The sequence below is a fragment of the Cellulomonas humilata genome (assembly GCF_013359775.1).
Lineage (GTDB): Bacteria > Actinomycetota > Actinomycetes > Actinomycetales > Cellulomonadaceae > Cellulomonas > Cellulomonas humilata.
On record NZ_JABMCI010000070.1, the window covers coordinates 358,185 to 380,068 of the forward strand.

Genomic DNA, 21,884 nt, shown 5'->3' on the forward strand with positions numbered 1-21,884 from the left:
CCGCGGATGGGGCTGCGAAAGCAACCAGCAGGAACACCGCAGACAGAGCGATCGCGGCAGGTCGCTTCACGAGCCAGGCGCCCTTGTCGGGGTTGCCTCACGGATGGCCCACCGGCCCTCTTCCCAGACTGCGGCGATGTCGAAGTGGAATGCATGCGGCCCGGGATACTCCTCCACGGTCTCGCCTGCTGCGTTCACGGACCGCGACGCCGACTGAGTCAGGTCAATGTCCACCTTGTAGAACGCGCCGGGGCTCACTTCAGCACCACTCGCGGACTGGACGACGGCTTCTCCGCCTACGTCGTGAAGCCCCTGGGCAAGCTGATCCTGTACTTCCGTCCGGACATTGGCGCAGTAGAGGCACTTGGGATGGCCGAGCGCGTCCCACGGTTCTAGGTCGCCCGTCGCGAACGCGTACGGATAGAGCGCTAGGAAGTACTTCGCCACCGCCACCGCTCCCTCGACACTCGGCGGCTCGTCCAGCGCCGCCGGCCGCTCGGGTTTCACGGTGACGTCCACCGTGGGCGTGGGCGTCGGGGTCGGGGTCGGGGTCGGGGTGGGGGTCGGCGTAGGCGTCGAGGTCTCCACCGGGGGAGCCGTCGTCGACTCGGTCGCAGTCGGTGGACCTCCGGTGCAGCCGGTCAGGAGCAGCACGGCAGTCACAGGCACAGCGATCAGGGCACGTGCGCGACGACCGCTCCACCAGGGCATGCGGGCGAACGTACCGAAACCGGACACTCCCCGTCACGGCCGCCCACGCAACTGTGGACAACGGGTGTGACCCGCACGGTTCCCGCCATCCGTCCACAGCCCACCAGATGCGCGCTCGAACCACCGGTCGGACGGGTGTGCGCCCACCGCGGAGCGTCTGTGGCTGTGCTGGTGGACGTGCGTACTCCGCGGCCCGTGCCCCCGACGCTCAGGTCGCTCGCGTTTCGGCAGGAAGGGCTCCTGGCAGCGGCTCAGCTCGCGGCGGCTGGCGTCGACGCGCACCGACGCGGACGCCTCGTCGACGCAGGAGTGGTCCAGCGGGTGACTCATGGCGTCTACGACATCGAGCCGGCCCGGGATCGTCGGCGTGACGCGGATCATCGGCGTCGTCGTGCCGCGTGGATCGGTCTGCTCGCGTACGGACCCGACGCGATCGCGGTGGGGTCGTGTGCGCTCGCCCTGCTCGGAGTGGCGGGTCTGCCGCTGGACATCGTCCCCGAGGTGGCGCTGCCCGAGGGCCGGTTCGGGCGCGGCAGGGACGGGATCCGCGTACGGCAGGTGAGGGCGCCGGTCGTGGGCACGTTCGCCGGGCACGGGATCGTGGCGCTGGGCTCGGCACTCGTGCAGGCGCTGCCAGGGCTACCTCGTGCGAACGGGGTCGCGGTGCTCGACGACTGCCTCCGGCGGGGGCTCCAGACGCCTGCCGATCTCGACGACATCCGCCACCGCCTCCGGGGCCGACGCGGGAGCGCACGGCTCGCTGACCGGGTGTTCGGACACGTGGATCCCCGCGCAGAGTCTCCGCTCGAGACGTTCGCGCGGCTCCAGTGCGTGGACGCCGGTGTTCCGCCGCACCAGCTCCAGGTCGAGATCAGGTCACCGAGCGGTCGGTTCCTGGGCCGCGGCGACCTGGGCTGGCGGCTGGACGACGGTGGATGGCTGATCGCCGAGATCGACGGGCGGGAGTTCCACGAGACACCCGACGCGCTCTTCCACGACCGTCACCGGCAGAACGCGCTCGTCACCTGGGGCTCGGCACGGGTGCTCCGCTTCACGGCATCAGACGTCGCCACCGGCACCACGATCCCCACCGCGATCCGAGCAGCGCTGAGAACAACATGAGTCGCGCTTCGGGGCTGCATTCCGCGACTCATGTTGTTCTCACCGCCGACCTCCAACCACGACCGGGACCGTCGGTGCCGAGAACAACGAGGGTGGCGGATGGGCCGTCGAGACAGTCACTGGTGTTGTTCTCGCCGCCCGACCGGCGGCGGACCGCGCCGGCCGTGGGAACCAACCGGCCGCGCAACTCGGCGGACGGGGCCCAGGTCGGGGTGGTAGGACGGTGCGCATGACTTCGACGCCCTTTGATGACCTCGACCAGTACGTCGCCGTCCCTCGGCTGAGCGGCCTCGTGCTCGATGCGGACGGCACCCGGCTCGTGACCAGCGTCGCGACGCTCGACGCCAAGAAGACCAAGTTCGTGACCGCCCTCTGGGAGGTTGACCCGACCGGCGAGCGGCCTGCGCGCAGGCTCACGCGCAGTGCCAAGGGCGAGTCGAGCGCCGCGTTCACCAGCAGCGGGGACCTGCTGTTCACCAGCGCTCGGCCGGACCCGGACGGGAAGGACGGCGGCGACGACGAGCCGGTGCCGGCGCTGTGGCTGCTGCCGCGGGACGGTGCGGAGGCGCGCGTGGTGGCGGACCGGGCGGCCGGTCTGGGCGGGGTGCACGTGGCCAAGGACGCGGACGTCGTCCTGGTCGGCTCCGACGTGCTGCCCAGCGCCACGGACGCCGAGGCCGACGAGAAGCTGCGCAAGACGCGCAAGGAGAAGAAGGTCGCGGCGATCCTGCACGACGGCTACCCGGTCCGGTACTGGGACCACGACCTCGGCCCCGAGTCGCCGCACCTGTTCGTCGCGGATGTCGGCTCGGACGTCGTCGCACCCCTGGCCGACGCCAAGGACCCGCGGCTCACCCTCAAGGACGTGACTCCCGGGGCGCGGTCGGCGCTGGTGGAGCAGGGCTCGGCGATCAGCCCCGACGGTCGCACCGTGGTCACCGGGTGGAACCTGCCGTTGGCCAAGGGCGAGCAGCGGGGGCGGCTGGTGGCGATCGATGTGGCGTCGGGGGAGCACCGCGTCCTCGTCGACGACCTGGGCGCCGACCTGTGGTCGCCCGTCATCTCGCCGGACGGGCAGTGGGTCGTGTTCGCGCGCGAGTCCCTGAGCACGCCGCACGTCGCTCCGCGCGTCACCCTCCAGATCGTCCCGCTGGCCGGCGGCGAGGCGCGGACGCTCGTCGAGAGCTGGGACCGGTGGCCGTCGGCCTCGGTCTGGCTGCCGGACAGCACGGGCCTGCTGGTGACGGCGGACGACGACGGCCGCGGCCCGGTGTTCCGGCTCGACCTGGAGTCGGACGAGATCACGCGTCTGACCAGCGATGACGCGACGTTCACGGACGTGTCGGTCAGCCCGGACGGCACGGTCGCGTTCGCGCTGCGGTCGTCGTACGAGGCGCCCTCGCACCCGGTGCGGATCGACCTGGAGACGGGGGCGACGACCCCGCTGCGCAGCCCGGCCGCGACCCCGGAGCTGCCCGGCACGCTGACGGAGGTCGAGACGACCACGGAGGACGGCCGACGGGTGCGCGGGTGGCTGGCGCTGCCGACCACCACGGAGAAGGCGCCGCTGCTGCTCTGGATCCACGGCGGCCCGCTCGGCTCGTGGAACGCGTGGTCGTGGCGGTGGAACCCGTGGATCCTCGTCGCGCGGGGGTACGCGGTGCTCCTCCCGGACCCGGCGCTGTCCACCGGCTACGGCCAGGAGTTCATCCAGGACGGCTGGGGGGCGTGGGGCGCGGCGCCGTACACCGACCTCATGGCGATCACGGACGCGGTCGAGGCGCGCGACGACATCGACGAGACGCGCACGGCCGCGATGGGTGGCTCGTTCGGCGGCTACATGGCCAACTGGGTGGCGGGGCACACGGACCGGTTCCGGGCGATCGTCACGCACGCGAGCCTGTGGGCACTGGACCAGTTCGGGCCGACGACGGACGCGGCCTACTACTGGCAGCGCGAGATGACCGACGAGATGGCGCTGGAGAACTCCCCGCACCGGTTCGTCGACAAGATCGTCACGCCCATGCTCGTCGTGCACGGCGACAAGGACTACCGCGTGCCCATCGGCGAGGGTCTGCGCCTCTGGTACGAGCTGCTGGCCAAGAGCGGCCTGCCCGCCGACGAGGACGGCAAGACCCCCCACCGGTTCCTCTACTTCCCCGACGAGAACCACTGGGTGCTCAGCCCGCAGCACGCCGTGGTCTGGTACCAGGTGGTCGAGGCATTCCTGGCCGAGCACGTCCTCGCCCGATCGGGTGAGTATCCGCAGATCCTCGGGTGACGAGCGCTCTCGACGTGCGGGGTGGCCCGGTCGGCACCAGACTCACCGGTCAAGGCCGCGCGACACCCGCGCGCCTCGACGGAAGGACCGACATGGGTATCGGAGGCGGAATCGCCCTCATCGTCATCGGCGCGATCCTCTCGTTCGGCGTCAGCGACGCCGTCGAGGGTGTCAACCTGACGGTGATCGGCTACATCTGCATGGGCGCCGGTGTCATCGCGCTGATCCTGGCGATCGTCCTCAACAGCCAGCGCAACCACACGTCACACACGGCGGTCGTCGAGCAGCGCACCACGCCGAACGCGCCGCCCGCCCAGGCAGCTCCCGCGGCCCCGCCGGCCGCGCCGGTGCAGCAGACGTACCAGCAGCAGCCGCCGCCGGCGGCACCGCCCGCCGTCTGACGCAGTGCACCACGAGAACGCCCCCTCCCTCGGGAGGGGGCGTTTCTCATGCCTCGAGCGGTCCCCGCACGATCGAGTCGCCGGAGTGCGCCGGGTCGCCGTCGAACTGCTCCTCGGACACATCGACCACGGAGAACTGGCTGAGGTCGAGGCCCGCGGGCAGGTCGAACCGCCCGGACGTGCCCTCGAGGGTGCCCAGGCTCACCAGCCCGCTGACGTCGGGCTTGAGCAGCCAGACCTCGCGGAACGCGTCGTCCGACGGGGTGTCCTTGGCGAGGTCCACCACCAGCACGCGGCTGCCGTCGGAGCGCGTCTCGACGACCGCGGACCCCGACGCGTCCCAGCCCGGCAGGGGCTCGAGCACCGCGGTCGCCTGCACGGTCACCGGGTCGGCGCGGTTGGCCACCCACCAGGCACCGCCGCCCCCGACCACCAGGCCCGCGGCCGCAGCGCCGGCGATCCAGCCCCACGCGGTCGGGCGTCGGCGGCGGGAGTCCAGGGACACGACCGGTGCGGGCTCTGCCGCGGCGGCGACGGCGGCGAGGCCGAGCTCGCCGGCGATCCGGTCCCACACCTGCGGGGCGGGCGCGACGAGCGGACCGTCGCCGGTGCGGGCCAGGACCACGACGTCGCGCAGCGAGTCGAGCTCGTCGGAGCACCGCTCGCACTCCTCGATGTGGGCAAGGTCCGACGTCGACGCCACGGGCTCCCCGAGGGCGAGGAGCGCGAGCACGTCGTCGTCCACGTGGGACTCATCGAACGGCACCATCCACCTCCCATCGGGTCCGCAGCCGGGCGAGGCTGCGCCGGACGTGGCTCTTCACCGTGCCGAGCGGCAGGTCGAGCCGGGTCGCGATCTGGTCGTGCGTGAGGTCGTCGAAGAACGCGAGCCGCAGGATCGTGCGCTGCGGGTCCCCGAGCCGGTCGAGCTCGTCGGCGACGACCACCCGGTCGACCACCCGGCCGTCGACCGATGGCACGGGCAGGTCGGAGGCGCCGGCCACCGTCTTGTCGCGCAGACGGCGGTCGCGCGAGCGTCTCTCGTGGGTGTCGGCGACGACGTGCCGCGTGATGCCGAGCAGCCAGGCGGGGAGCCGGGACTTGTCCGGGTCGAACCGCTCGCGGCTGCGCCACGCCTCGACGAACACCTGCTGCGTGACGTCCTCCGCGTCGGTGACGCTGCCGAGCGAGCGGAGCGCGACCGTGTGCACGAGCGCGGACCAGCGCCGGTACGCCTCGGCGATCGCCGTCTCGTCGCCGCGCACGAACGCGGCACCGAGCTCCTCGACACCCTCGCCGTCGGGGTCGAGCCGATGCACCGCACGAGGGCGCGTCGAGTCAGCGGACCCGGTCCCGGGTGCGCTCACGGACGGCTCCTCCCTCGTCGGCCCCCGACGGACGGGAGCGCTCAGCAGCGTAGTCACGGCTACCCACCGATCGGCTCGGCGGTGACGACGACGTTGTCCGTATAGTGCCCGATGTCGCGGCGGAACGTGCCACCGCAGGTCACCAGCACGAGTCGCGGCGCGCCGGACCGGTCGAACCACTGGTCCACGGGCGCACCCTCCTTCGCGATCCTCTCGACGCCGACTACCCGGTACTCGCGCACGCCGCCGTCGGCCGACGTCACGGTGATCCCCGCCCCGACCGCCACCTCGAGCAGCCGGGCGAACTGGCCGATCCCGGTCTGCACGCTGTCCACGTGCGCGGCGACGACGGTCGCACCGGTGGGGTCGGCGGGCGCGGGACCGAAGCGGTACCACCCCGCGCGGTCGGCGTCCTCGGGGATCTCCATCTCGCCGTCGTCGCGCACCCCGACCGGGTCGACGGCCATGTCGATGCCCACGTCCGGCACGACGAGGCGCACGGGCGGGGGTGTCGCGGCGACGGGGGCGCCGAGGGCGGCGTCGACCACCGGGACCTGCGGGAGCACCGTGGTGGGGGTCGGTCGCGGCGTCGCCGTGGGAGACGGTGACGCCGCGACCACCGGTCCGGCAGAGGGTTCCGGGCCGGTGCACGCGGTCAGCGGGCTGATCATCAGACTCAGAGCAGCGCCGAGTGCGACGATGGCCGCGAGCGCGCGTGCCGAGGCCCGGGAGCGCGCGAACGCTCTCCCGGGCCGCGACGTGACGTTCATGTGCAGGATCAGCTCCGCTGCATCGCGGCGCGACGTGCGAACCCGGCACCGACCAGGCCGGCGACGGCCAGCCCCGCGATCGCGAAGGTCCACGCGGACGAGCCGTCGTCGGAGACGAGACCGACCTGGCCCGCGTTCACGCCGGACGGGTTGCTGTGCAGGCCGGCGATGGTCTGCGTGGCGAGCGCCAGGGTGGACGGCGACGCGGTCGCGTTGCCCCAGGCGTAGACGATCGTGCTGGTGCCCTCGACGATCGCGACGTCGGCCGGGCCGAGCAGCGCGGGCGTCGTGGTCCCGGTGGCGGTCACGCTGGCGGACACCGTGCCTGCCGGGAGGTTGAGCACCTTCTCGGTCGGGTTGGTGAGGTTGGTGATCACGGGCGTCGTGCCGGCGAGCACGTCGACCCCGGGGGCCGCGGCGACGTGCCGGACCGTGAGCCGGCCCTCGCCCGCGGCGGTGGTGGAGATGTCGTTGGTGAACAGGGTGGCGGTCGGCGCGGCCGCGGCGTCGAGGTGCGCGACGGCCGTGTAGTTCTTGCCGGCCTCGAGAGCGAGGTCGACCGGGCCGATGGCCGGCGAGCTGGCGTCTGCCGCGTCGGCCGCCGTGATGGCGACCGTGTACGTGCCGGCCGGCAGGTCGAGCGGGCCGGCGAGCGAACCCGGCGTGAAGTCGTCGAGCGTGCGCTCGCCGTTGACCCAGACGTCCACGGTGAGGCCGGGGACGCCGTGGAGCACGCTCAGCTTGGCGGGGTCGGCCGCGGTCGCGGGGACCGCGGCGAGCGTGACGAGGGCGAGGGTTCCGGCGGCGATGCCGGAGAACAGGCGTGTGCGCATGGTGCGTCCTTCGAGGACTGGCCCTGGCGGGTACGCCGGGGCGGCCGATGTGCTGACACCCCCTCTTCGGCCGCGTGCCCGTCCGTGGATGCACCTCGATCACTTGGCGATGGCGATGCTGTGCTGGAAGCCCGCGGCCGCGTCCACCCACTGCCGGCCGAGGCCCACCTGGACCGGCGTCGGGCGGGCGGTCGTGGTGCCGTCGCCGAGCTGGCCGTCGTCGTTGGCCCCCCACGCCCAGAGGCTCCCGTCGGCCCGCAGCGCGAGGCCGTGCCCGCCGCCCGCGGAGGCCCTGACCCAGCCCGCGTCGGTGCCCACCTGCGTGAGGGGCGTGAAGGGTCCGAACGTCCAGAGGGTGCCGTCGCTCCGGATCGCGACGTCGAAGCTCCATCCCACGTCGATCGCGACCCAGGTGTACCCGGCGCCGAGCTGGACGGCTGCGTCCATGAGCATCCACATCGTGCCGTCCTTCTTCAGCGCGACGGTGTGGGAGTCGCCGCCGGAGGAGACCACAGCCCAGTCGGTGTCCGTCCCTACCTGGAAGGGGATGGTTCTGGTCCCACCTGAGGGATCGCCGAACGGCCCGGGGTCGTTGGCGCCCCACCCCCAGAGCGTGCCGTCGGTGCGCACGCCGGCAGAGTGGAACAGCCCGGCGGCGATGGACGCCCAGTTCCGGTCGGTCCCGACCTTGACCGGCGCGTCCTGCGTCTGCGGTTCCGGCCCGGGGTACGGGCCGGTGCCGAGCGCGTAGTACTCGTTGTCGCCCCAGCCCCACAGGCTGCCGTTGGTCCGGATGGCCATCGTGTGCTGGTAGCCGGCGGCGACGACCCCCCAGTCGGCCTGGGTGCCCACCTGGCGCGGGAGCAGGGTCCCGTAACCCGGTCCGGTCCCTACCTGACCCCAGCCGTCGTTACCCCAGCCCCACAAGGTGCGGTCGGCCCGGATGGCGAAGTCCGACCACGTGCTGGTCTCGACGTCCGCCCACTCTCCGCTCAGGACGCGCACGGGCAACGATCGATCGGCGGTCGTGCCGTCGCCGAGCACGCCCGTCTGGCCGTCCCCCCAGGTGTAGACGCCTGCGGTGCTGGTGACGGTGACGGTCAGAGTGCCGGTGATCGTGGTGTCGGTGGCGGTCAGGGTGCGGGGTCCGGGGCTGCGCAGGACGAGGCCGGGGAAGGTGTGCACGCCGTTGTCGGTGGCGGTGAACGTGTAGGGAGCGGGCAGGGTGGCGGCGGGGTCGGTGCTGGTGAAGGTGATGGTGCCGCGGTAGGTGCGGGCGTAGTTGAACCAGGGGTCCTTGGCGACGACCTGCACGGTGAACGGTTGGCCGGGGTCGGTGGTGGTGGGGCCGGTGACGGCGAACCGGGTGGCGGCTGCGGCGGTGACGGTGGTGCGGGCGGTGCCGGTGAGGGTGGTGCCGGTGCCGGTGGCGGTCAGGGTGTGCGCGCCGGCGGTGCGCAGGGTGGCGACGAAGGTGTGCACGCCCTTGTCGGTGGCGGTGAAGGCGTAGCCGCTGTGCAGGGTCGGGTTGCGGGGGTCGTCGCTGGTCAGGGTGACTTTGCCGCGGTAGCCGGTGGCGATGTGCCCGGCCGAGTCCCTGGCGGTGACTGTCACGGTGAACGCCACGCCGGCGGTCGCGCTCGCCGGTGCCCGCACCGACAGGGTCGTCGCCGGACCGGGGCCGGCCGCCACCGAGGGCGGAGCCCCCAGCAGGACCAGCGCGACCAGCGCCCACGCGCTGACGAGGACCGTCAGAGTCCGACGGACCGAGGTGGCTGCTGCGACACCCATGCTTCCCCCGAGGGACGGCGCGACCAGGCACCCCCTGGCCGACGTCCGCGCCGTCCACCGTGCTCCCGTGGGACAAATCGTGTCAAGTCACGCGCGGGCGGCCTCCGCGAGGACCGCGGCGAGGTCCGCCGGCCGCGAGAACATCGGCCAGTGGCCCGTCGGCAGGTCCACCCAGGCGAGGTCGTGGATCTCGCCGAGCTCGGTGTGGAACGGCGGCCCGCCGTTCACCATCGTCTTGAGCTGCGCCGCCGGGATGCTCGTGCAGACCGCGGTGGCCGGCACGTCGAACCGCCGCGGGTCGCCCACGTGCACCGCGCCGCGCACGACCTCGGCCGGGTGCGGGACAGCGCGGCGACGGAACTCCGCGAGGCCCTCGTCGTCGATGCCCTCGGTGCTCGACCCCTGGGCCGCGAACTCCTCCCAGCTGGGCAGCGGGACCTCGACCTGCTCGGTCGCGGAGGCGTCGATCGCGGCGCCCTCGACGAGCGGGCCGGAGTCCACGTAGATCGCGCGCCGCACGCGGTCGGGTCGCTGGTCGACGACCTCGCCGACGAGCGCTCCACCGCCGCTGTGCCCGACGAGGACGACGTCGCCCTCCAGGGAGTCGACGAGGTCGGTGACGGCGCGGACGTGGTCGGCGCGCGTGATGCCGGCACGGTCGGCTCCGGGCTCGACACCGGGCAGGGTCGGTGCGTGCACGTCGAGCTCGTCGGGCAGGGCGGCGACGACGTCGTCCCACGCCCAGCCGCCGAGCCAGAAACCGGGGATGAGGATCAGTGAGGTGGTCATGGACCCAGCGTGAACCCGGGCTGGTGACAACGGGGTGTCACCTTTGTGTCACCATGCTGGAACCATGAACCGCACCGACCGTCTGTACGCGCTCGCCGAGGAGCTGCGCCGCGTCGGCCGCTCCGGCACGACGAGCACGCGGCTGGCCCGCCTCTTCGAGGTGTCGCCGCGCACGGTCAAGCGGGACGTGTCGGCGCTCCAGCAGGCCGGGCTGCCGGTCGTTGCGCAAGCGGGTCTCGGCGGGGGCTACGTGCTCGACTCGTCGGTCGGCCTGCCGCCGGTGAACTTCACGCCTGCGCAGGCGGTCGCCCTGTCGCTCGCCGTCCGGGCGCTGCCGGCGGGGAGCCCGTTCGGCACCGACGCCGCGGCCGCCCGCGCCAAGGTGCTCGACGCGCTCCCGCCGGCCGACCGCGCCCGCGCCGACGAGCTGGCCGGTCGGGTCTGGTCGCGGCCGGACCGGGCGGGGGACGACGTGCCACCGCAGGTGCTCCGCGGGGTCGAGGAGTCGCTGGGGCGACGCCGCGTGCTGGCCATCGAGTACCGCCGCACGGACGGCATGGTCAGTCGTCGGCGCATCGAGCCGGTCGTCCTCGCCCGGACCGAGGGCACCTGGTACGTCGTCGCGTGGTGCCAGGCCCGGCAGGACCTGCGGTGGTTCCGGCTCGGGCGCATCTTGCGTGCGGACGCGACGCCCGAGCCGTACGAGCCGCGTCCCGTGGCGGACATCGGAACCGCGCCACCGGACGCCCGCCCGGTGTCGTCACGCCCCTCCGACTGAGCCTCGCCAAACCTCGTGCACCGGGTGAGGCCCGCCACTAGGTTGGACGCGCTCCCACAGCCCGGTCGAAGGAGTCCCATGCTCCGGTCCTGGTACCGCACCGCGGTCCTGCCCCGCCGGGACATCGCGCGCCTGCTGCCCACGGCGGGCTCCGGCCTGGTGATCGGGCTGACGACGCTCAACCTGGTGCTCGGTCTCCTCCCGGTCGCGTTCGTGCTGGCCACCAGCGTGGTGGTCGGGCAGGTGCCCGCGGCGGTCGAGGGCGGCACGGGCTCTGCCGCGTGGAGCTCGCTCGTGCGGACCTTCGTGCTGGCGGCGGTCCTGTTCCTGGCCAGGCAGGTGCTCGCGCCCGTGCAGACCGCGCTGGGTGTGCGGATGCAGCGCCGGATCGACGGCGCCCTGCGCGACCGGGCGCTGCGCATCGCCCTGCGGTCCACCTCCATCGCGCCGATGGAGGACCAGGCCACCCTCGAGGCGCTGACGGAGGCGACGAGGGAGTTCGAGGCCGACTTCCGCAGCCCGGGGGCGTCGGCCGCGGGGCTGCTCGCCCTGGTCGCGCGGTACGTGCAGCTGCTCGGTTTCGTCGCAGTCATCGGCGTGGTGGTGTCCTGGCCGGCCGCGGCGGCGGTCCTCGCGGCCACCCTCGTGTTCCGGTACGGGCAGCGCGGCGGGCTGCGGCGGTACTCGCAGGTGTGGAGGAACGTCATCGGCTTCCGTCGGAGGTCCGTGTACCTGCGCGAGGTGGCCATGGGCCCGGCGGCCGCCAAGGAGATGCGGGTGTTCGGGCTGGCCGGCTGGTTCACCGACGAGTACAGCGACGCCACCCGGCGGATGCTCGACCCGGTCGCGGCGCGCCGCCGGCAGATCTACCTGGTCCCCTACCTCGTCTACACGGCGATCGGGCTGGTGGTCGGCGCCGCGGTGCTGGTGTCGATCGGGCGGTCGGCGGCCGCGGGCGAGATCACGCTCACCGCGCTGGCGCTCGGCATCCAGGCGGTCGTCGCCGCGATCGCGCTCGGCGAGTACTACCCGGAGTCGGACGTGCAGACGCAGTACGGCATGCAGGCCGTCGCGGCGCTGGCCGAGTTCGAGGAGCGGATGGACGCGGCCGAGGCGCGGCTGGCCTCGTCGGGACCCGGACGGCCCGTTCCGCCCGGGGCGCCCGAGGCGTCGGTGCGGTTCGAGGACGTGCACTTCACGTACCCCGGCAGCGGTCGGCCGGTGCTCGACGGCCTCGACCTGGACCTGCCGGCGGGGCTGTGCACCGCGATCGTCGGCGTCAACGGTGCCGGCAAGACCACGCTGGTCAAGCTGCTGACCCGGCTGCACGAGCCCACCGCGGGCCGCCTCACGGTCGACGGGACCGACCTGGCCGACCTCGACGTCGCCGCCTGGCGCCGCCAGGTCAGCGTGGTCTTCCAGGACTTCGTCCGCTACGAGCTGTCGGCGTCGGACAACATCCTGGTCGGCGCCGTGCACGCCCCGCGGGACCCGGCCGTCGTCCGCGGCGCGGCGGAGCGCGCGGGGATCGCCGACGCCGTTGACGCCCTGCCTGCCGGCTTCGACACCACCCTGTCCCGCGCCTACGAGGGCGGCGCGGACCTGTCCGGCGGCCAGTGGCAGCGGATCGCCATCGCGCGCTCGCTGTACGCGCTGGAGGCGGGAGCGCGGCTGCTGGTGCTGGACGAGCCGACCTCCGCGCTCGACGTCCGGGCGGAGGCGGCGTTCTTCGACCGGTTCGTCGACCTCACGCGCGGGGTGACCTCGGTGCTCATCTCGCACCGGTTCTCCAGCGTGCGCCGGGCGGACCGGATCGTCGTCATCGACGCCGGCCGGGTGGTCGAGCAGGGCACCCACGACGAGCTCGTCGCGGCCGACGGGCACTACGCGCGGCTGTTCCGGCTGCAGGCAGAACGGTTCGCCGCCGGGCTGGACGCGGACGGGAACGAGGTCGACGCATGAGGCAGACGGTGCGGGGGAGCTGGGCGCTGCTGCGGCTGGCGGCGAGCATCAGCCCCGGCAAGCTGACGCTCTCCGCAGTCCTCATGGTGCTGCAGTCGGTGGCGCTGCCGCTGGCTGCGCCCGCGCTCGCCGCGCTGACCGACGCGGCCGTGGCGGGGGACGCCCGGCGTGCGTCGGTGGCGGCGGTGCTCGTCGCGGTGCTGGTGGTCGCCGCGCTCACGGCCGGGCACTTCGCGCACATCTTCTACTTCGAGCTCGGTGACGAGGCGGTCATGCGCCTGGAGCGCGACCTCATCGGGCTCTCCCACGACTCCCCCGGCATCGAGCACCACGAGCGGCCGGAGTATGCGGACCGGCTCCAGGTGCTGCGCACCGAGCTCGACCGTTCCGGCTGGGGGTCCATGCAGGCGCTGCTGTCGGCGATCGGGCTCGGCGTCGCGCTGCTCATCACCGGCGTCCTGCTGGCGCAGCTGAACCCGTGGCTCCTGCTCCTGCCGCTGGCCGCCGTGCCGCCGCTGGTGCTCGGCCGCCGCGCGGAGAGCGTGCTGGGTGCCGCGCGGACCGCCGCCGCGACCGACAACCGCCGCGCACGGCACCTGTTCGTCCTGTCGCTCGACGCCAACGCCGCCAAGGAGCTGCGCACCTGCGGGCTGGGCGAGGAGGTGCGGACGCGGCTGGCTCGGTCGTGGGACGCGGCCACCGCGGTGCTCTGGGCGGGCGAGGTGCGTGCCGACGCCCTGCGTGCCGCCGGTCAGCTGGCGTTCGCGGTCGCGTACGTCGCCGCGACCCTGCTCGTCCTGCGCGACGCCGTCGCCGGCCGCCGGACCGTCGGCGACGTCGTGCTGGTGATCACGCTGGCGTCGCAGGTGAATCAGCAGGTCACCGCCGCGGTCACGATCCTCCAGCAGCTGCAGCGGGCAGCCCGGACCATGACCGACCTCGCCTGGATGCGGTCGCTGGTGCAGGCACAGACGGTGCGGGGAGCGTCCGTCTCCGCCCCGGACGTGCTGCGCGACGGCATCCGGTTCGACGGCGTCTCGTTCACCTACCCCGGCACGGACGCGCCCGTCCTGGAGGGCGTCGACCTGGTGCTGCCGGCCGGCACCAGCGTCGCCATCGTCGGCGAGAACGGTGCCGGCAAGACCACGCTGGTCAAGCTCCTGTGCCGGTTCTACGCACCGACGACCGGCACGATCACGGTGGACGGCGTCGACCTGCACGACCTCGACCCCGTGGCCTGGCGCGACCGCACGGCTGCGGGGTTCCAGGACTTCTGCCGGTTCGAGCTGCTCGCGCGGCAGAACGTCGGTGTGGGGGACCTGCCCCGGATCGGGTCCGACGACGCGGTGCTCGGCGCCCTGGACCGGGCGCACTCCGCGGACGTGCTGGACCGCCTGGAGGACGGGCTCGACACGCAGCTGGGCACCAGCCACGCGGACGGCGCCCAGCTGTCCGGCGGGCAGTGGCAGAAGCTCGCGCTCGGCCGGGCGATGATGCGCGAGCAGCCGCTGCTGGTGGTGCTCGACGAGCCGACGTCGGCCCTCGACGCCCAGGCCGAGCACGACCTGTACGAGCGGTACGCGGCCCACGCGAGGGCCGTCGGCGCGACGACCGGCGCCGTGACCCTGCTGGTCTCGCACCGGTTCTCCACCGTCCGCATGGCCGACCTGATCCTGGTGGTCGCCGACCGCCGGATCGTCGAGTCCGGCTCGCACGAGGAGCTGGTGGCCCGTGGCGGCCTGTACGCCGAGCTGTTCGGGATCCAGGCGGCGGCCTACCTCTGAACCCCTGCGCGTGTGGGCGGTGACCGGCAGACTGGCAGCGCTCCGGGACGGACCGGGCGAACCGACCAGCAGGGGGATGCATGGACAAGGGCAAGGCACGCGAGGTCAAGGCACAGGCGACGGACCTGGTCAGGGAGCTGTCCGAGCGGGTGGTGCGGCCGTCGGACCTCGCCGACGGCGGCCCGGCGCTGGCCATCGGTCTCGCACCTCAGCCCGACGGGTCGTACGCGCTGGCGGTCCGCTACCGCCTGGGGCTGCCGTCCGTCCGCAGCATCGCGCGCAAGGTCGTCGCCGAGGTCGGGCCGGACGTCGACGTCCGCCGCACGGGCCGGATCTCCACCCTGGCCGACGACCCGACCAAGGTCCGGCCGCGCCCCCCGGTGATCACCGCCCGGTCCCTGGGCGAGACCGGTCGCGTGCGTCCGCTGCGGCCGGGCGTCTCGATCGCCCACGTCGACGTCACCGCCGGGACGCTCGGCGCGTTCGTGCACAAGGACGGGGTGGTGCATGCCCTGTCCAACTACCACGTGCTCTCCGGCCGCCCGCAGGCCCGGGTGGGCGACGTCATCCTCCAGCCCGGGCCGGCGGACGGCGGACGGTCGCCGCGGGACCAGGTCGGCACGCTCGCCGCGCGGGTGGACCTGGAGCCCGGCCGTGACGCCACGGTGGACTGCGCGCTCGCCCTCCTGACCGACCAGGAGGTGGACCCGGAGTACCCGGTCGGCCGGATCACCACCACGGCGGTCGCGCTGGGCGGCGAGAAGGTCAGCAAGATCGGCCGCACCACGTCGATCACCTACGGGCAGGTGACGGCGATCGAGCTCGACAACGTGGTCGTCGGCTACGGCGAGGAGCTCGGGGAGCTGAGCTTCGACAACCAGATCGAGGTCGAGTCCACCGGCACCGGTCCGTTCTCCCGCGGCGGTGACTCCGGCTCGCTCGTCTTCCGCGAGGACGGGGTCGCCCTCGGTCTGCTCTTTGCAGGCTCGGAGTCGGGAGGGGACAATGGCACCGGGTTGACGTACCTCAACCCGATCGATGCCGTTCTGGACGCACTCGGGGTCACACTGGTCTGACGATCGTCGGACCGTAGCCCCCGCTGCGGTCGCGGTCGGCGGGAGGCGGGACACCATGGCGGACCTCGAGCAGGCCCGGGCAGCGAAAGAGCACCTGCGGATGGCCTTGAAGGGGCGCTCGGACGTGCGCGGGATCGGCATCGCCCGCGCCTCCGACGGCTACCAGCTCCAGGTGAACGTGTCCCGGAGCCCCGGACCGGACCTGCCGGGCGCGGTCGACGGGGTGGACGTGCGTGTGCGTGTGGTCGGTGCGATCCGCGCCAGCGCCTGACGAAGGCTCATCTCGGCCGTGCGCGGCGAGCTCCGGACCCACCCGCCGGGCGAGCACGCACCGCCGTCGGAATCGTTATCGCTTCCCCAAGACGGGTGATCTCACGCACCTCTCATCCGTGTGCGTCGCACCAGGCGGGATCGAGGGTCGATGATGGGCGACGTGACGCGACCAGGTACGGCCGCTCAGGGTGCGCGCGCGGAGAGCAGGTCTGCCGCGGGCGTCGTCGGCGTGCGCGCGCTCGCGCTCGCTGCGCACCGTCTGGAGCGCTGCCGGACGATCGACGAGGTCGCCCAGGTGGCGGCGACCACCGGCGTCGAGATGCTCGGCGCCCGGCGCATCGCGGTCTGCCGGATCGACCAGGACACGTGCCGGGTGGTGCTCGTCGACCCCGCCCCCACCGACCCCCGGGCGGTGTGGATGGCACGGGGGTCGTACCGCGCCGACGACCGCCCCGCGCTGCGCGCGCTCATCCGTGACCGCTCCAGCTGGGTGGCCCACGCCCGCACCGTGCACGACGAGCTGACCGTGCCGGACGACCCCGACGCGGGCGACCCGGTCGAGGTGGACACGCTCAAGGAGCTGGACGCCGCCAGCGCGCTCGCGGCTCCGCTGGTGGTGAACGGCAGCGTCTGGGGCCAGATCTACGCGGTCCGCACGCGGCCGGGCCCGCCGTTCCGGGTGGACGACATCGCCCGGGCCGAGGTGCTCGCGGCGCTCGTCGCCGGCGCGATCGCGCGGGTGGACCTCGAGGCGCAGGTCCGCCACCTCGTCGCCGACGACCCGCTGACCGGGCTGGCCAACCGCCGGATCGCCGACGCCGAGGCCGAGGCCGCGCTCGAGTCGGGCAACGAGACGTGCATCGTCATGTGCGACGTCGACGGGCTCAAGCGCGTGAACGACGAGCTGGGCCACGACACCGGCGACGACCTCCTGCGCTCGGTGGCGGACGTCCTCAGCCGCGCCTCCAACGCGCTGCCCGGCTCCACCGCCGCGCGCATCGGCGGCGACGAGTTCTGCCTGGTGACGGTCGGGCGCCGGCGCGCCGAGGTGGCGGACGTCATGGCCGCAACCATCGCCGAGTTCCCCCTGCCGCACGGCGCTGCGATCTCCTACGGCATCGCCTCCACGGCCGTGACCGGGTCGGTGTCCGCGCGGCACCTGTTCCGGCAGGCCGACACCGCGCAGTACAAGGCCAAGCGGGCTCGCGCCCGGGCGCTGCGGTCGATGGTGCCGGCCGCGGCCGACCCCGCGGTCACCGCCGAGCGCGTGCTGGTGGCCGCGACCGCCGCGATCGTCGCCGCCCAGTCCGGCGTCGTCCCGCGCCTGTGCGCGTTCGCGGCCGCCGCCACCGAGACGCTGGGCGGGTCCGCGTGGGCCGTCCTGACCCGGCGCAGCCCCGACGAGCCGCCGTCCGCGGTCGCCCGTGGCGGCAGCCCCGCCGAGATGGGCGTCGAGTCGTCGACCGCCGTCGTCATCCACGACCTGTGGCAGGTCGAGATCGGCATGTCGGCGACGGCCGCCACCGGCGAGGTCGTCGCGACGTCGCTGGACGCCCTCGCCGCGGTGGCGGTGCTCGGAGCGCGCTGAGCGCCTACTGCGACGCCTGCTGCGACTCCGCAGACTCGGCGTCCGCCTCGCTCAGCCGGACACCGTGCTTGCGCGGCGGCGCCTTGATGCCCACCATGACGTCGACCACGTCGATGTACGCCGCCTTGGCGCCCATCCGGAACTCGGTCGCGGCGGCGTGGATCTGCTCGAGGGTGTCGGCCTCGACGATCGTGATCTGGTCGTACTTGCCGTTGAGCCCGCTGGTCACCACGTGCGTGAGCAGGTCGGAGAACTTCGAGAGGTCGTCGGCGTGGCTGACGGAGACCTCATGGATTCCCTTGCGCCCGAGCGCGAAGTACTCAGGACTGATCTTCATGAACAGGAAGCCGACGTACTTGTTCTTCGCCGCGAGCCGGTGCATGGCCTACCCCCCAGGTCGGTGGCGGGCGAGAGTGAGTTCCCGCCGTCGCGGCTCCCTTGCCCGCTCACCCCGAGCGCCCGCCCTGCGCGTAGCTCGCCGCTCCCGATCCGTTCAGGCTCCTCGCGCGCGGTGCGAGGCGTCAACCCCGGTCAGCCGTGCAGGGGCAGGGTCAGGACGGCCGGTGCGCCCTCGACCAGGCGGATCGGTACGCCCCAGTCCTGCGCGTTGAGGTGGCACGCCGGGTACTCGATCGCGGGGTCGGCGTCGCAGCTGGCGGCGTGCGCCGTGACGTGCAGGACGCCCTCCGTCACGGTCGGGTCCAGCCGCAGCACCCGGTCCAGCGGGACGTCGTCGCCGGCGCCGTCGAGCAGCAGCCCGGGCGGCGTCGACGAGACCTGGAGCCGGGTGGACGGACCGTAGCGGTCGTCGTACTTCTGCCCGGCCGCCGGGGTGAACACCACGTCCAGCCGCACCTCACCGGGCGCCAGCTCGGTGACCGGGCGCTGCGTGCGGTGGCTGCCGGAGTCGAGGATCTGGCCGACGAGCCTGGCGGCCAGGGCGATCCGCGTGAGCCGGTGCGCCGCCGACTCGACGACGAGCAGGGTCGAGCCGCCGTCGAGCACGACGATCCCGCTGGGCTCCGCGAGGTCGGTGGCGAGCGTGCTGACCTCCCCGTCGGCATACCGGCGGACGGCGCCGTTGTAGGTGTCGGCGACGACCACCGAGCCGTCGGGCAGGACCGCCACGCCGAGGGGGTGCTGGAGGCGGGCCTCGGCGGCCGGACCGTCGCGGTGGCCGAAGTCGAACAGCCCCTCGCCGACGACCGTGTGCACGGTCCGCTCCACCGGGTCCACCCAGCGCAGCGCGGAGGTCTCGGAGTCGGCCAGCCAGATCCGGTCGTCGGAGGCGACCGCGAGCCCCGACGGCTGCGCGAACCACGCCTCGTGCAGCGGACCGTCGAGCAGGCCCTCGTTCATGGTGCCGCCGAGCAGGTCGATCGACCCCTGCTTGTCGTCGAACGCCCAGAGGGTGTGGTTGCCGGCCATCGCGACGACGAACGCGCCCAACGGCTCCGACCAGGCGACGTCCCAGGGGGAGGACAGCTTGTGCCGACGAGGGCCGGGGACGAACGTGCCGGCGCGTGCCGTGAGTCCCGCGACGGCGTCGCCCGGCTCCCCGATCACGGCGACGGACGCGAGCTCCTCGTCTGCCTCGTCCTCGTCCTCGTCCGACGCCAGGAAGTTGTCCGCTGCCCCGACCATGTACTGCTCGCCGGTCCCGGCCACGGTGGTGACCGACCCGTCCGCGAGGCGCACCCCGCGCAGCGCGTGGTTGACCGTGTCGGCGACGAGCACGTCGTAGCCGAGGACCGACCGCAGCTCGTCCGGGACCAGGCACAGGCCGTTCGGCTCGCTGAACCGGGCCTGGTCGGGACCGCCGTCCACCAGCCCCCGCTCGCCCGAGCCGATCCGCCGGACCAGCGTCTCGCCGTCCGCCTCGAGCTCGGCCAGGCTGTGGTGCCCGGCGTCCGCGACCAGCAGGTGCCCGTCGGGGAGCACGATCGCCTTGGCGGGGAACCGGAGCGTGCCCTCCGCGGGCGCCGGCGGGACGTAGGGTCCGTCGCCGCGGTGCAGCGTGCCCTTGGCCTCGTGCTCGGCGATCAGCTCGCCGACCAGGATCTCGACGTTGCGCTTGTGCCCCTCGCCGGCCATCTGCGCGACCACGTAGCCCTCGGGGTCGATGACGACGAGCGTCGGCCACGCTCGCGCGGTGTACGCCGACCACGTGACCAGCTGCGGGTCGTCGAGCACCGGGTGGTGCACCTCGTACCGCTCGACCGCGGCGGCCAGCGCCACGGGATCGGCTTCGTGCACGAACTTCGGGGAGTGCACGCCGACGATCACCAGCACGTCGCGATGCTGCTCCTCGAGCTCGCGCAGCTCGTCCAGGACGTGCAGGCAGTTGATGCAGCAGAACGTCCAGAAGTCGAGGAGGACGATCTTGCCGCGCAGGTCGGCCAGCGTGACGTCACGGCCGCCGGTGTTCAGCCACCCCCGCCCGACCAGCTCGGACGCACGGACCCGGGGCAGTCTGCTCTCACGCACGGGACCATTCTCACCGACATCGGTCGGGTCAGAGCGCGTTGTCCGCCTCCGGGAGGCCGCGGCGGGCGGACTCGACCAGGGCGGGCAGGCCGAGGATCGGGATGCCGTCGGGCTGCGGGTCGCCGGTCCAGGTGACGGCGCCGATGCCGGCCTCGACGGCCTCCTCGCCGAGCAGGGCGTCGAGGAACAGGAACGTGACCTGTCCGCGGACCTCCTCGGGCGCGCCGGCGAAGGCCGGGTGGCTGACGGCGACGTGCACCTCGCGACCGTCGACCTGCGGGACGACGGTCATCGAGGCGATGTCCACCACGGTGTCCCCGAAGCGCAGGGACGTGCCGGAGGGGTCGGCGACCGGCTGACGGAACGCGGCGTACTCGAACGCGTCGTCAGGCGCCGGCGCCGCGGCGAGCCAGCGCTGCGCGAGCTCCCGCAGGTTCGGGTCACCCGCGGCCGTCACGACGAGGACGTGCCGCGCGACCCTGCCGGGTCCGGTCTCGAACGCGAGACCCAGCGGGTCGGTCCTGCTGGCGACCGCCCTGGCGAACGCGTTGAGGTCCTGCGACGTCCGCGCGTCGTCGTCGAACACCGCGGCCGCCTGGTCGTGGCCCTCCGTCGACCACCACGACCAGAAGTCGGCGATGGCGGCGTCCTGGCGCGTGCGGACCTGCTCGGGGGAGCGGCGGAAGAGTCCCATGGCCGGGGAACGTAGCAGGTCGGAGGGGCGGATCAGGTGCGGTCGAGGACGTAGATGCGCGGGTGGTGGCCCTTGGCGAACACCCTGGTGGTGGAGCGGATCCGCCAGAGGGCGTCGGCGTCGCGCAGGCAGCGCTCCATGACCTTGACCTCGTGCGTGAGGACGACGAACCGCGCGCCCGGAGCGGCGGCGTCGTAGGCCGCCTGGAGCATCCCGGCGTGCACCTCGGCGTTGGTGGCGTGCGTGCCGTGCAGCGTGCCCCACGGGGGGTCGGCGAGCAGCAGGTCCCAGCCGGTGCCGACGGCCTCGACCAGCGCGGGGCCGGTGCAGTCGGCGGTCAGCAGTCGGGCGTCGCCCGCATGCGCGGCGGCGCCGAGGTTCTCCGCGGACGCGGTGAGGGCGTCGGCGGACAGGTCCACCCCGACGGCCTCGGCTGCGGGACCGGCGGACAGGCGCTCGACCAGCAGGGTGCCGGAGCCGCACATGAGGTTGAGCACGCGGTCCTGCTCGCGGACCTCGCCCAGCCGCACCATCGCGGCCGCGATCGTCGCGTTCACCGCGCCGGGGAAGTCGGTGACGCGCCAGCGGCGGGCGGACAGGGGCCGCGAGCCGAGCCGGACCAGGACGTCCCAGCCGGGGTCGCCGGACGGGCCCGGACGCACGCCGCGGCGCACGCGCAGGACGAGCTCGCCCTGCGCCTCGTCGTACCGCAGGCCGGTGGCCTCGGCGAGCAGGTCGGCCAGCCGCGCGAAGACCGTGGAGTCGCTGCCCGCGGCCTCGAACCGGAACGTCGAGGAGCTGCCCGTCCGCAGCGACGTGTACATCGCCTCGACGATCCGGGACAGGTGGTCGCCGCTGGTCAGCGACTTGGGGCGGGGGACGTCGAACCGGAGGACGAGGAAGGCCGCGACCGCGGTGCGCAGGCCGAGCACGTCGGCGGGCGGACCCCACGTCGCGACGTCGAGGGCGTCCTCGCGGCCGGGCACGGGCGTCGGTGCGCCGTCGAGCATGAGGACCTCGGCGGCCTCGTCGGCGACCGCGGACTCGAGCCCCGGCAGGAAGGTGAGCTCGAGCTCGGTGGACCGCCGCGGTGCGGGGCGGGTCCTGGGTCGTCGGTCGGAGGGGTGGCTGCCGTGGTGGGCGGGGGGCGGTCCGCCGCGTGCGCGCTTGGCCACCG

At 73.6% G+C, this 21,884-nt stretch carries 20 protein-coding genes; 9 read left to right on the plus strand and 11 right to left on the minus strand.

Annotated elements, in window-relative coordinates; all coding sequences use genetic code 11:
- Positions 1-66: 66 nt before the first annotated feature.
- Positions 67-519 (minus strand): DUF6318 family protein, encoded by a 453-nt coding sequence (locus HP550_RS18775; protein WP_175349192.1) that lies wholly within the window; start codon positions 517-519, stop codon positions 67-69.
- Between the two features lie 513 nt (positions 520-1,032).
- Here HP550_RS18775 and HP550_RS18780 point away from each other — a divergent pair.
- The 3 genes from HP550_RS18780 to HP550_RS22505 all read left to right on the plus strand — a co-directional run bounded on the left by HP550_RS18780 (position 1,033) and on the right by HP550_RS22505 (position 4,515).
- Positions 1,033-1,833 (plus strand): hypothetical protein, encoded by an 801-nt coding sequence (locus HP550_RS18780; RefSeq protein WP_343048262.1) that lies wholly within the window; start codon positions 1,033-1,035, stop codon positions 1,831-1,833.
- Positions 1,834-2,062: 229 nt separating this feature from the next.
- Complete coding sequence (locus HP550_RS18785) at positions 2,063-4,114, plus strand: S9 family peptidase (RefSeq protein WP_175349193.1); 2,052 nt, start codon at positions 2,063-2,065, stop codon at positions 4,112-4,114.
- 92 nt (positions 4,115-4,206) lie between these two features.
- Positions 4,207-4,515 carry a DUF6458 family protein gene (locus tag HP550_RS22505; protein WP_246281005.1) on the plus strand — a complete coding sequence of 103 codons (309 nt, stop codon included), beginning with the start codon at positions 4,207-4,209 and terminating at the stop codon, positions 4,513-4,515.
- A gap of 46 nt (positions 4,516-4,561) precedes the next feature.
- Here the strand turns inward: HP550_RS22505 and HP550_RS18795 are convergent, their stop codons facing one another.
- From HP550_RS18795 to HP550_RS18820, 6 genes are all read right to left on the minus strand, one after another.
- Entirely contained in the window at positions 4,562-5,260 is a 699-nt protein-coding gene (locus tag HP550_RS18795) for an anti-sigma factor (RefSeq protein WP_343048265.1), read from the minus strand.
- Positions 5,261-5,267: 7 nt separating this feature from the next.
- Positions 5,268-5,882 (minus strand): RNA polymerase sigma factor, encoded by a 615-nt coding sequence (locus tag HP550_RS18800; protein ID WP_175349195.1) that lies wholly within the window; start codon positions 5,880-5,882, stop codon positions 5,268-5,270.
- A gap of 59 nt (positions 5,883-5,941) precedes the next feature.
- Complete coding sequence (locus HP550_RS18805; protein ID WP_246281007.1) at positions 5,942-6,553, minus strand: class F sortase; 612 nt, start codon at positions 6,551-6,553, stop codon at positions 5,942-5,944.
- 107 nt (positions 6,554-6,660) lie between these two features.
- Entirely contained in the window at positions 6,661-7,485 is an 825-nt protein-coding gene (locus HP550_RS18810) for a DUF4397 domain-containing protein (protein WP_175349197.1), read from the minus strand.
- A 99-nt stretch (positions 7,486-7,584) separates the two neighbouring features.
- Entirely contained in the window at positions 7,585-9,276 is a 1,692-nt protein-coding gene (locus tag HP550_RS18815; protein WP_175349198.1) for an RCC1 domain-containing protein, read from the minus strand.
- Between the two features lie 87 nt (positions 9,277-9,363).
- The gene (locus HP550_RS18820) at positions 9,364-10,065 is read right to left on the minus strand and encodes an alpha/beta fold hydrolase (RefSeq protein ID WP_175349199.1); all 702 of its coding nucleotides are present in this window, start codon (positions 10,063-10,065) and stop codon (positions 9,364-9,366) included.
- A 64-nt stretch (positions 10,066-10,129) separates the two neighbouring features.
- On the opposite strand from HP550_RS18820, the gene HP550_RS18825 reads away from it, so the two are divergent.
- The 6 genes from HP550_RS18825 to HP550_RS18850 all read left to right on the plus strand — a co-directional run bounded on the left by HP550_RS18825 (position 10,130) and on the right by HP550_RS18850 (position 17,526).
- Positions 10,130-10,843 (plus strand): helix-turn-helix transcriptional regulator, encoded by a 714-nt coding sequence (locus tag HP550_RS18825; RefSeq protein ID WP_175349200.1) that lies wholly within the window; start codon positions 10,130-10,132, stop codon positions 10,841-10,843.
- A gap of 78 nt (positions 10,844-10,921) precedes the next feature.
- Positions 10,922-12,805 carry an ABC transporter ATP-binding protein gene (locus tag HP550_RS18830; RefSeq protein ID WP_175349201.1) on the plus strand — a complete coding sequence of 628 codons (1,884 nt, stop codon included), beginning with the start codon at positions 10,922-10,924 and terminating at the stop codon, positions 12,803-12,805.
- The gene (locus tag HP550_RS18835) at positions 12,802-14,589 is read left to right on the plus strand and encodes an ABC transporter ATP-binding protein (RefSeq protein ID WP_175349202.1); all 1,788 of its coding nucleotides are present in this window, start codon (positions 12,802-12,804) and stop codon (positions 14,587-14,589) included. The genes HP550_RS18830 and HP550_RS18835 overlap by 4 nt, the downstream gene beginning before the upstream one ends.
- Positions 14,590-14,669: 80 nt before the next feature.
- A complete protein-coding gene (locus HP550_RS18840) occupies positions 14,670-15,665 on the plus strand; it encodes a chymotrypsin family serine protease (RefSeq protein WP_175349203.1) in 996 nt (331 codons plus the stop codon).
- Between the two features lie 55 nt (positions 15,666-15,720).
- Positions 15,721-15,936, plus strand: a complete 216-nt coding sequence (locus tag HP550_RS18845) for a hypothetical protein (RefSeq protein ID WP_175349204.1) — start codon at positions 15,721-15,723, stop codon at positions 15,934-15,936.
- A 153-nt stretch (positions 15,937-16,089) separates the two neighbouring features.
- Positions 16,090-17,526, plus strand: coding sequence for a GGDEF domain-containing protein (locus HP550_RS18850; RefSeq protein WP_175349471.1), 1,437 nt, complete (start codon positions 16,090-16,092; stop codon positions 17,524-17,526).
- A gap of 4 nt (positions 17,527-17,530) precedes the next feature.
- Here the strand turns inward: HP550_RS18850 and HP550_RS18855 are convergent, their stop codons facing one another.
- From HP550_RS18855 to HP550_RS23125, 4 genes are all read right to left on the minus strand, one after another.
- Complete coding sequence (locus HP550_RS18855) at positions 17,531-17,908, minus strand: hypothetical protein (protein ID WP_210768271.1); 378 nt, start codon at positions 17,906-17,908, stop codon at positions 17,531-17,533.
- A gap of 149 nt (positions 17,909-18,057) precedes the next feature.
- On the minus strand, positions 18,058-20,013 hold the full coding sequence (locus HP550_RS18860) for a thioredoxin-like domain-containing protein (RefSeq protein WP_175349205.1): 1,956 nt from the start codon (positions 20,011-20,013) through the stop codon (positions 18,058-18,060).
- A 28-nt stretch (positions 20,014-20,041) separates the two neighbouring features.
- Positions 20,042-20,707 carry a hypothetical protein gene (locus tag HP550_RS18865; protein ID WP_175349206.1) on the minus strand — a complete coding sequence of 222 codons (666 nt, stop codon included), beginning with the start codon at positions 20,705-20,707 and terminating at the stop codon, positions 20,042-20,044.
- Positions 20,708-20,739: 32 nt separating this feature from the next.
- On the minus strand, positions 20,740-21,882 hold the full coding sequence (locus tag HP550_RS23125; RefSeq protein ID WP_343048266.1) for a methyltransferase: 1,143 nt from the start codon (positions 21,880-21,882) through the stop codon (positions 20,740-20,742).
- Positions 21,883-21,884: the final 2 nt, after the last annotated feature.

What these genes read in the sequence shown, in the direction of transcription:
- HP550_RS18785 (WP_175349193.1), top strand. Translation starts at nt 2,063, where the DNA reads ATGACTTCGACGCCCTTTGATGACCTCGACCAGTACGTCGCCGTCCCT.
- HP550_RS22505 (WP_246281005.1), top strand. Translation starts at nt 4,207, where the DNA reads ATGGGTATCGGAGGCGGAATCGCCCTCATCGTCATCGGCGCGATCCTC.
- HP550_RS18805 (WP_246281007.1), bottom strand. Translation starts at nt 6,553, where the DNA reads ATGATCAGCCCGCTGACCGCGTGCACCGGCCCGGAACCCTCTGCCGGA.
- HP550_RS18810 (WP_175349197.1), bottom strand. Translation starts at nt 7,485, where the DNA reads ATGCGCACACGCCTGTTCTCCGGCATCGCCGCCGGAACCCTCGCCCTC.
- HP550_RS18815 (WP_175349198.1), bottom strand. Translation starts at nt 9,276, where the DNA reads ATGGGTGTCGCAGCAGCCACCTCGGTCCGTCGGACTCTGACGGTCCTC.
- HP550_RS18820 (WP_175349199.1), bottom strand. Translation starts at nt 10,065, where the DNA reads ATGACCACCTCACTGATCCTCATCCCCGGTTTCTGGCTCGGCGGCTGG.
- HP550_RS18825 (WP_175349200.1), top strand. Translation starts at nt 10,130, where the DNA reads ATGAACCGCACCGACCGTCTGTACGCGCTCGCCGAGGAGCTGCGCCGC.
- HP550_RS18830 (WP_175349201.1), top strand. Translation starts at nt 10,922, where the DNA reads ATGCTCCGGTCCTGGTACCGCACCGCGGTCCTGCCCCGCCGGGACATC.
- HP550_RS18835 (WP_175349202.1), top strand. Translation starts at nt 12,802, where the DNA reads ATGAGGCAGACGGTGCGGGGGAGCTGGGCGCTGCTGCGGCTGGCGGCG.
- HP550_RS18840 (WP_175349203.1), top strand. Translation starts at nt 14,670, where the DNA reads ATGGACAAGGGCAAGGCACGCGAGGTCAAGGCACAGGCGACGGACCTG.
- HP550_RS18845 (WP_175349204.1), top strand. Translation starts at nt 15,721, where the DNA reads ATGGCGGACCTCGAGCAGGCCCGGGCAGCGAAAGAGCACCTGCGGATG.
- HP550_RS18850 (WP_175349471.1), top strand. Translation starts at nt 16,090, where the DNA reads ATGGGCGACGTGACGCGACCAGGTACGGCCGCTCAGGGTGCGCGCGCG.
- HP550_RS18855 (WP_210768271.1), bottom strand. Translation starts at nt 17,908, where the DNA reads ATGCACCGGCTCGCGGCGAAGAACAAGTACGTCGGCTTCCTGTTCATG.
- HP550_RS18865 (WP_175349206.1), bottom strand. Translation starts at nt 20,707, where the DNA reads ATGGGACTCTTCCGCCGCTCCCCCGAGCAGGTCCGCACGCGCCAGGAC.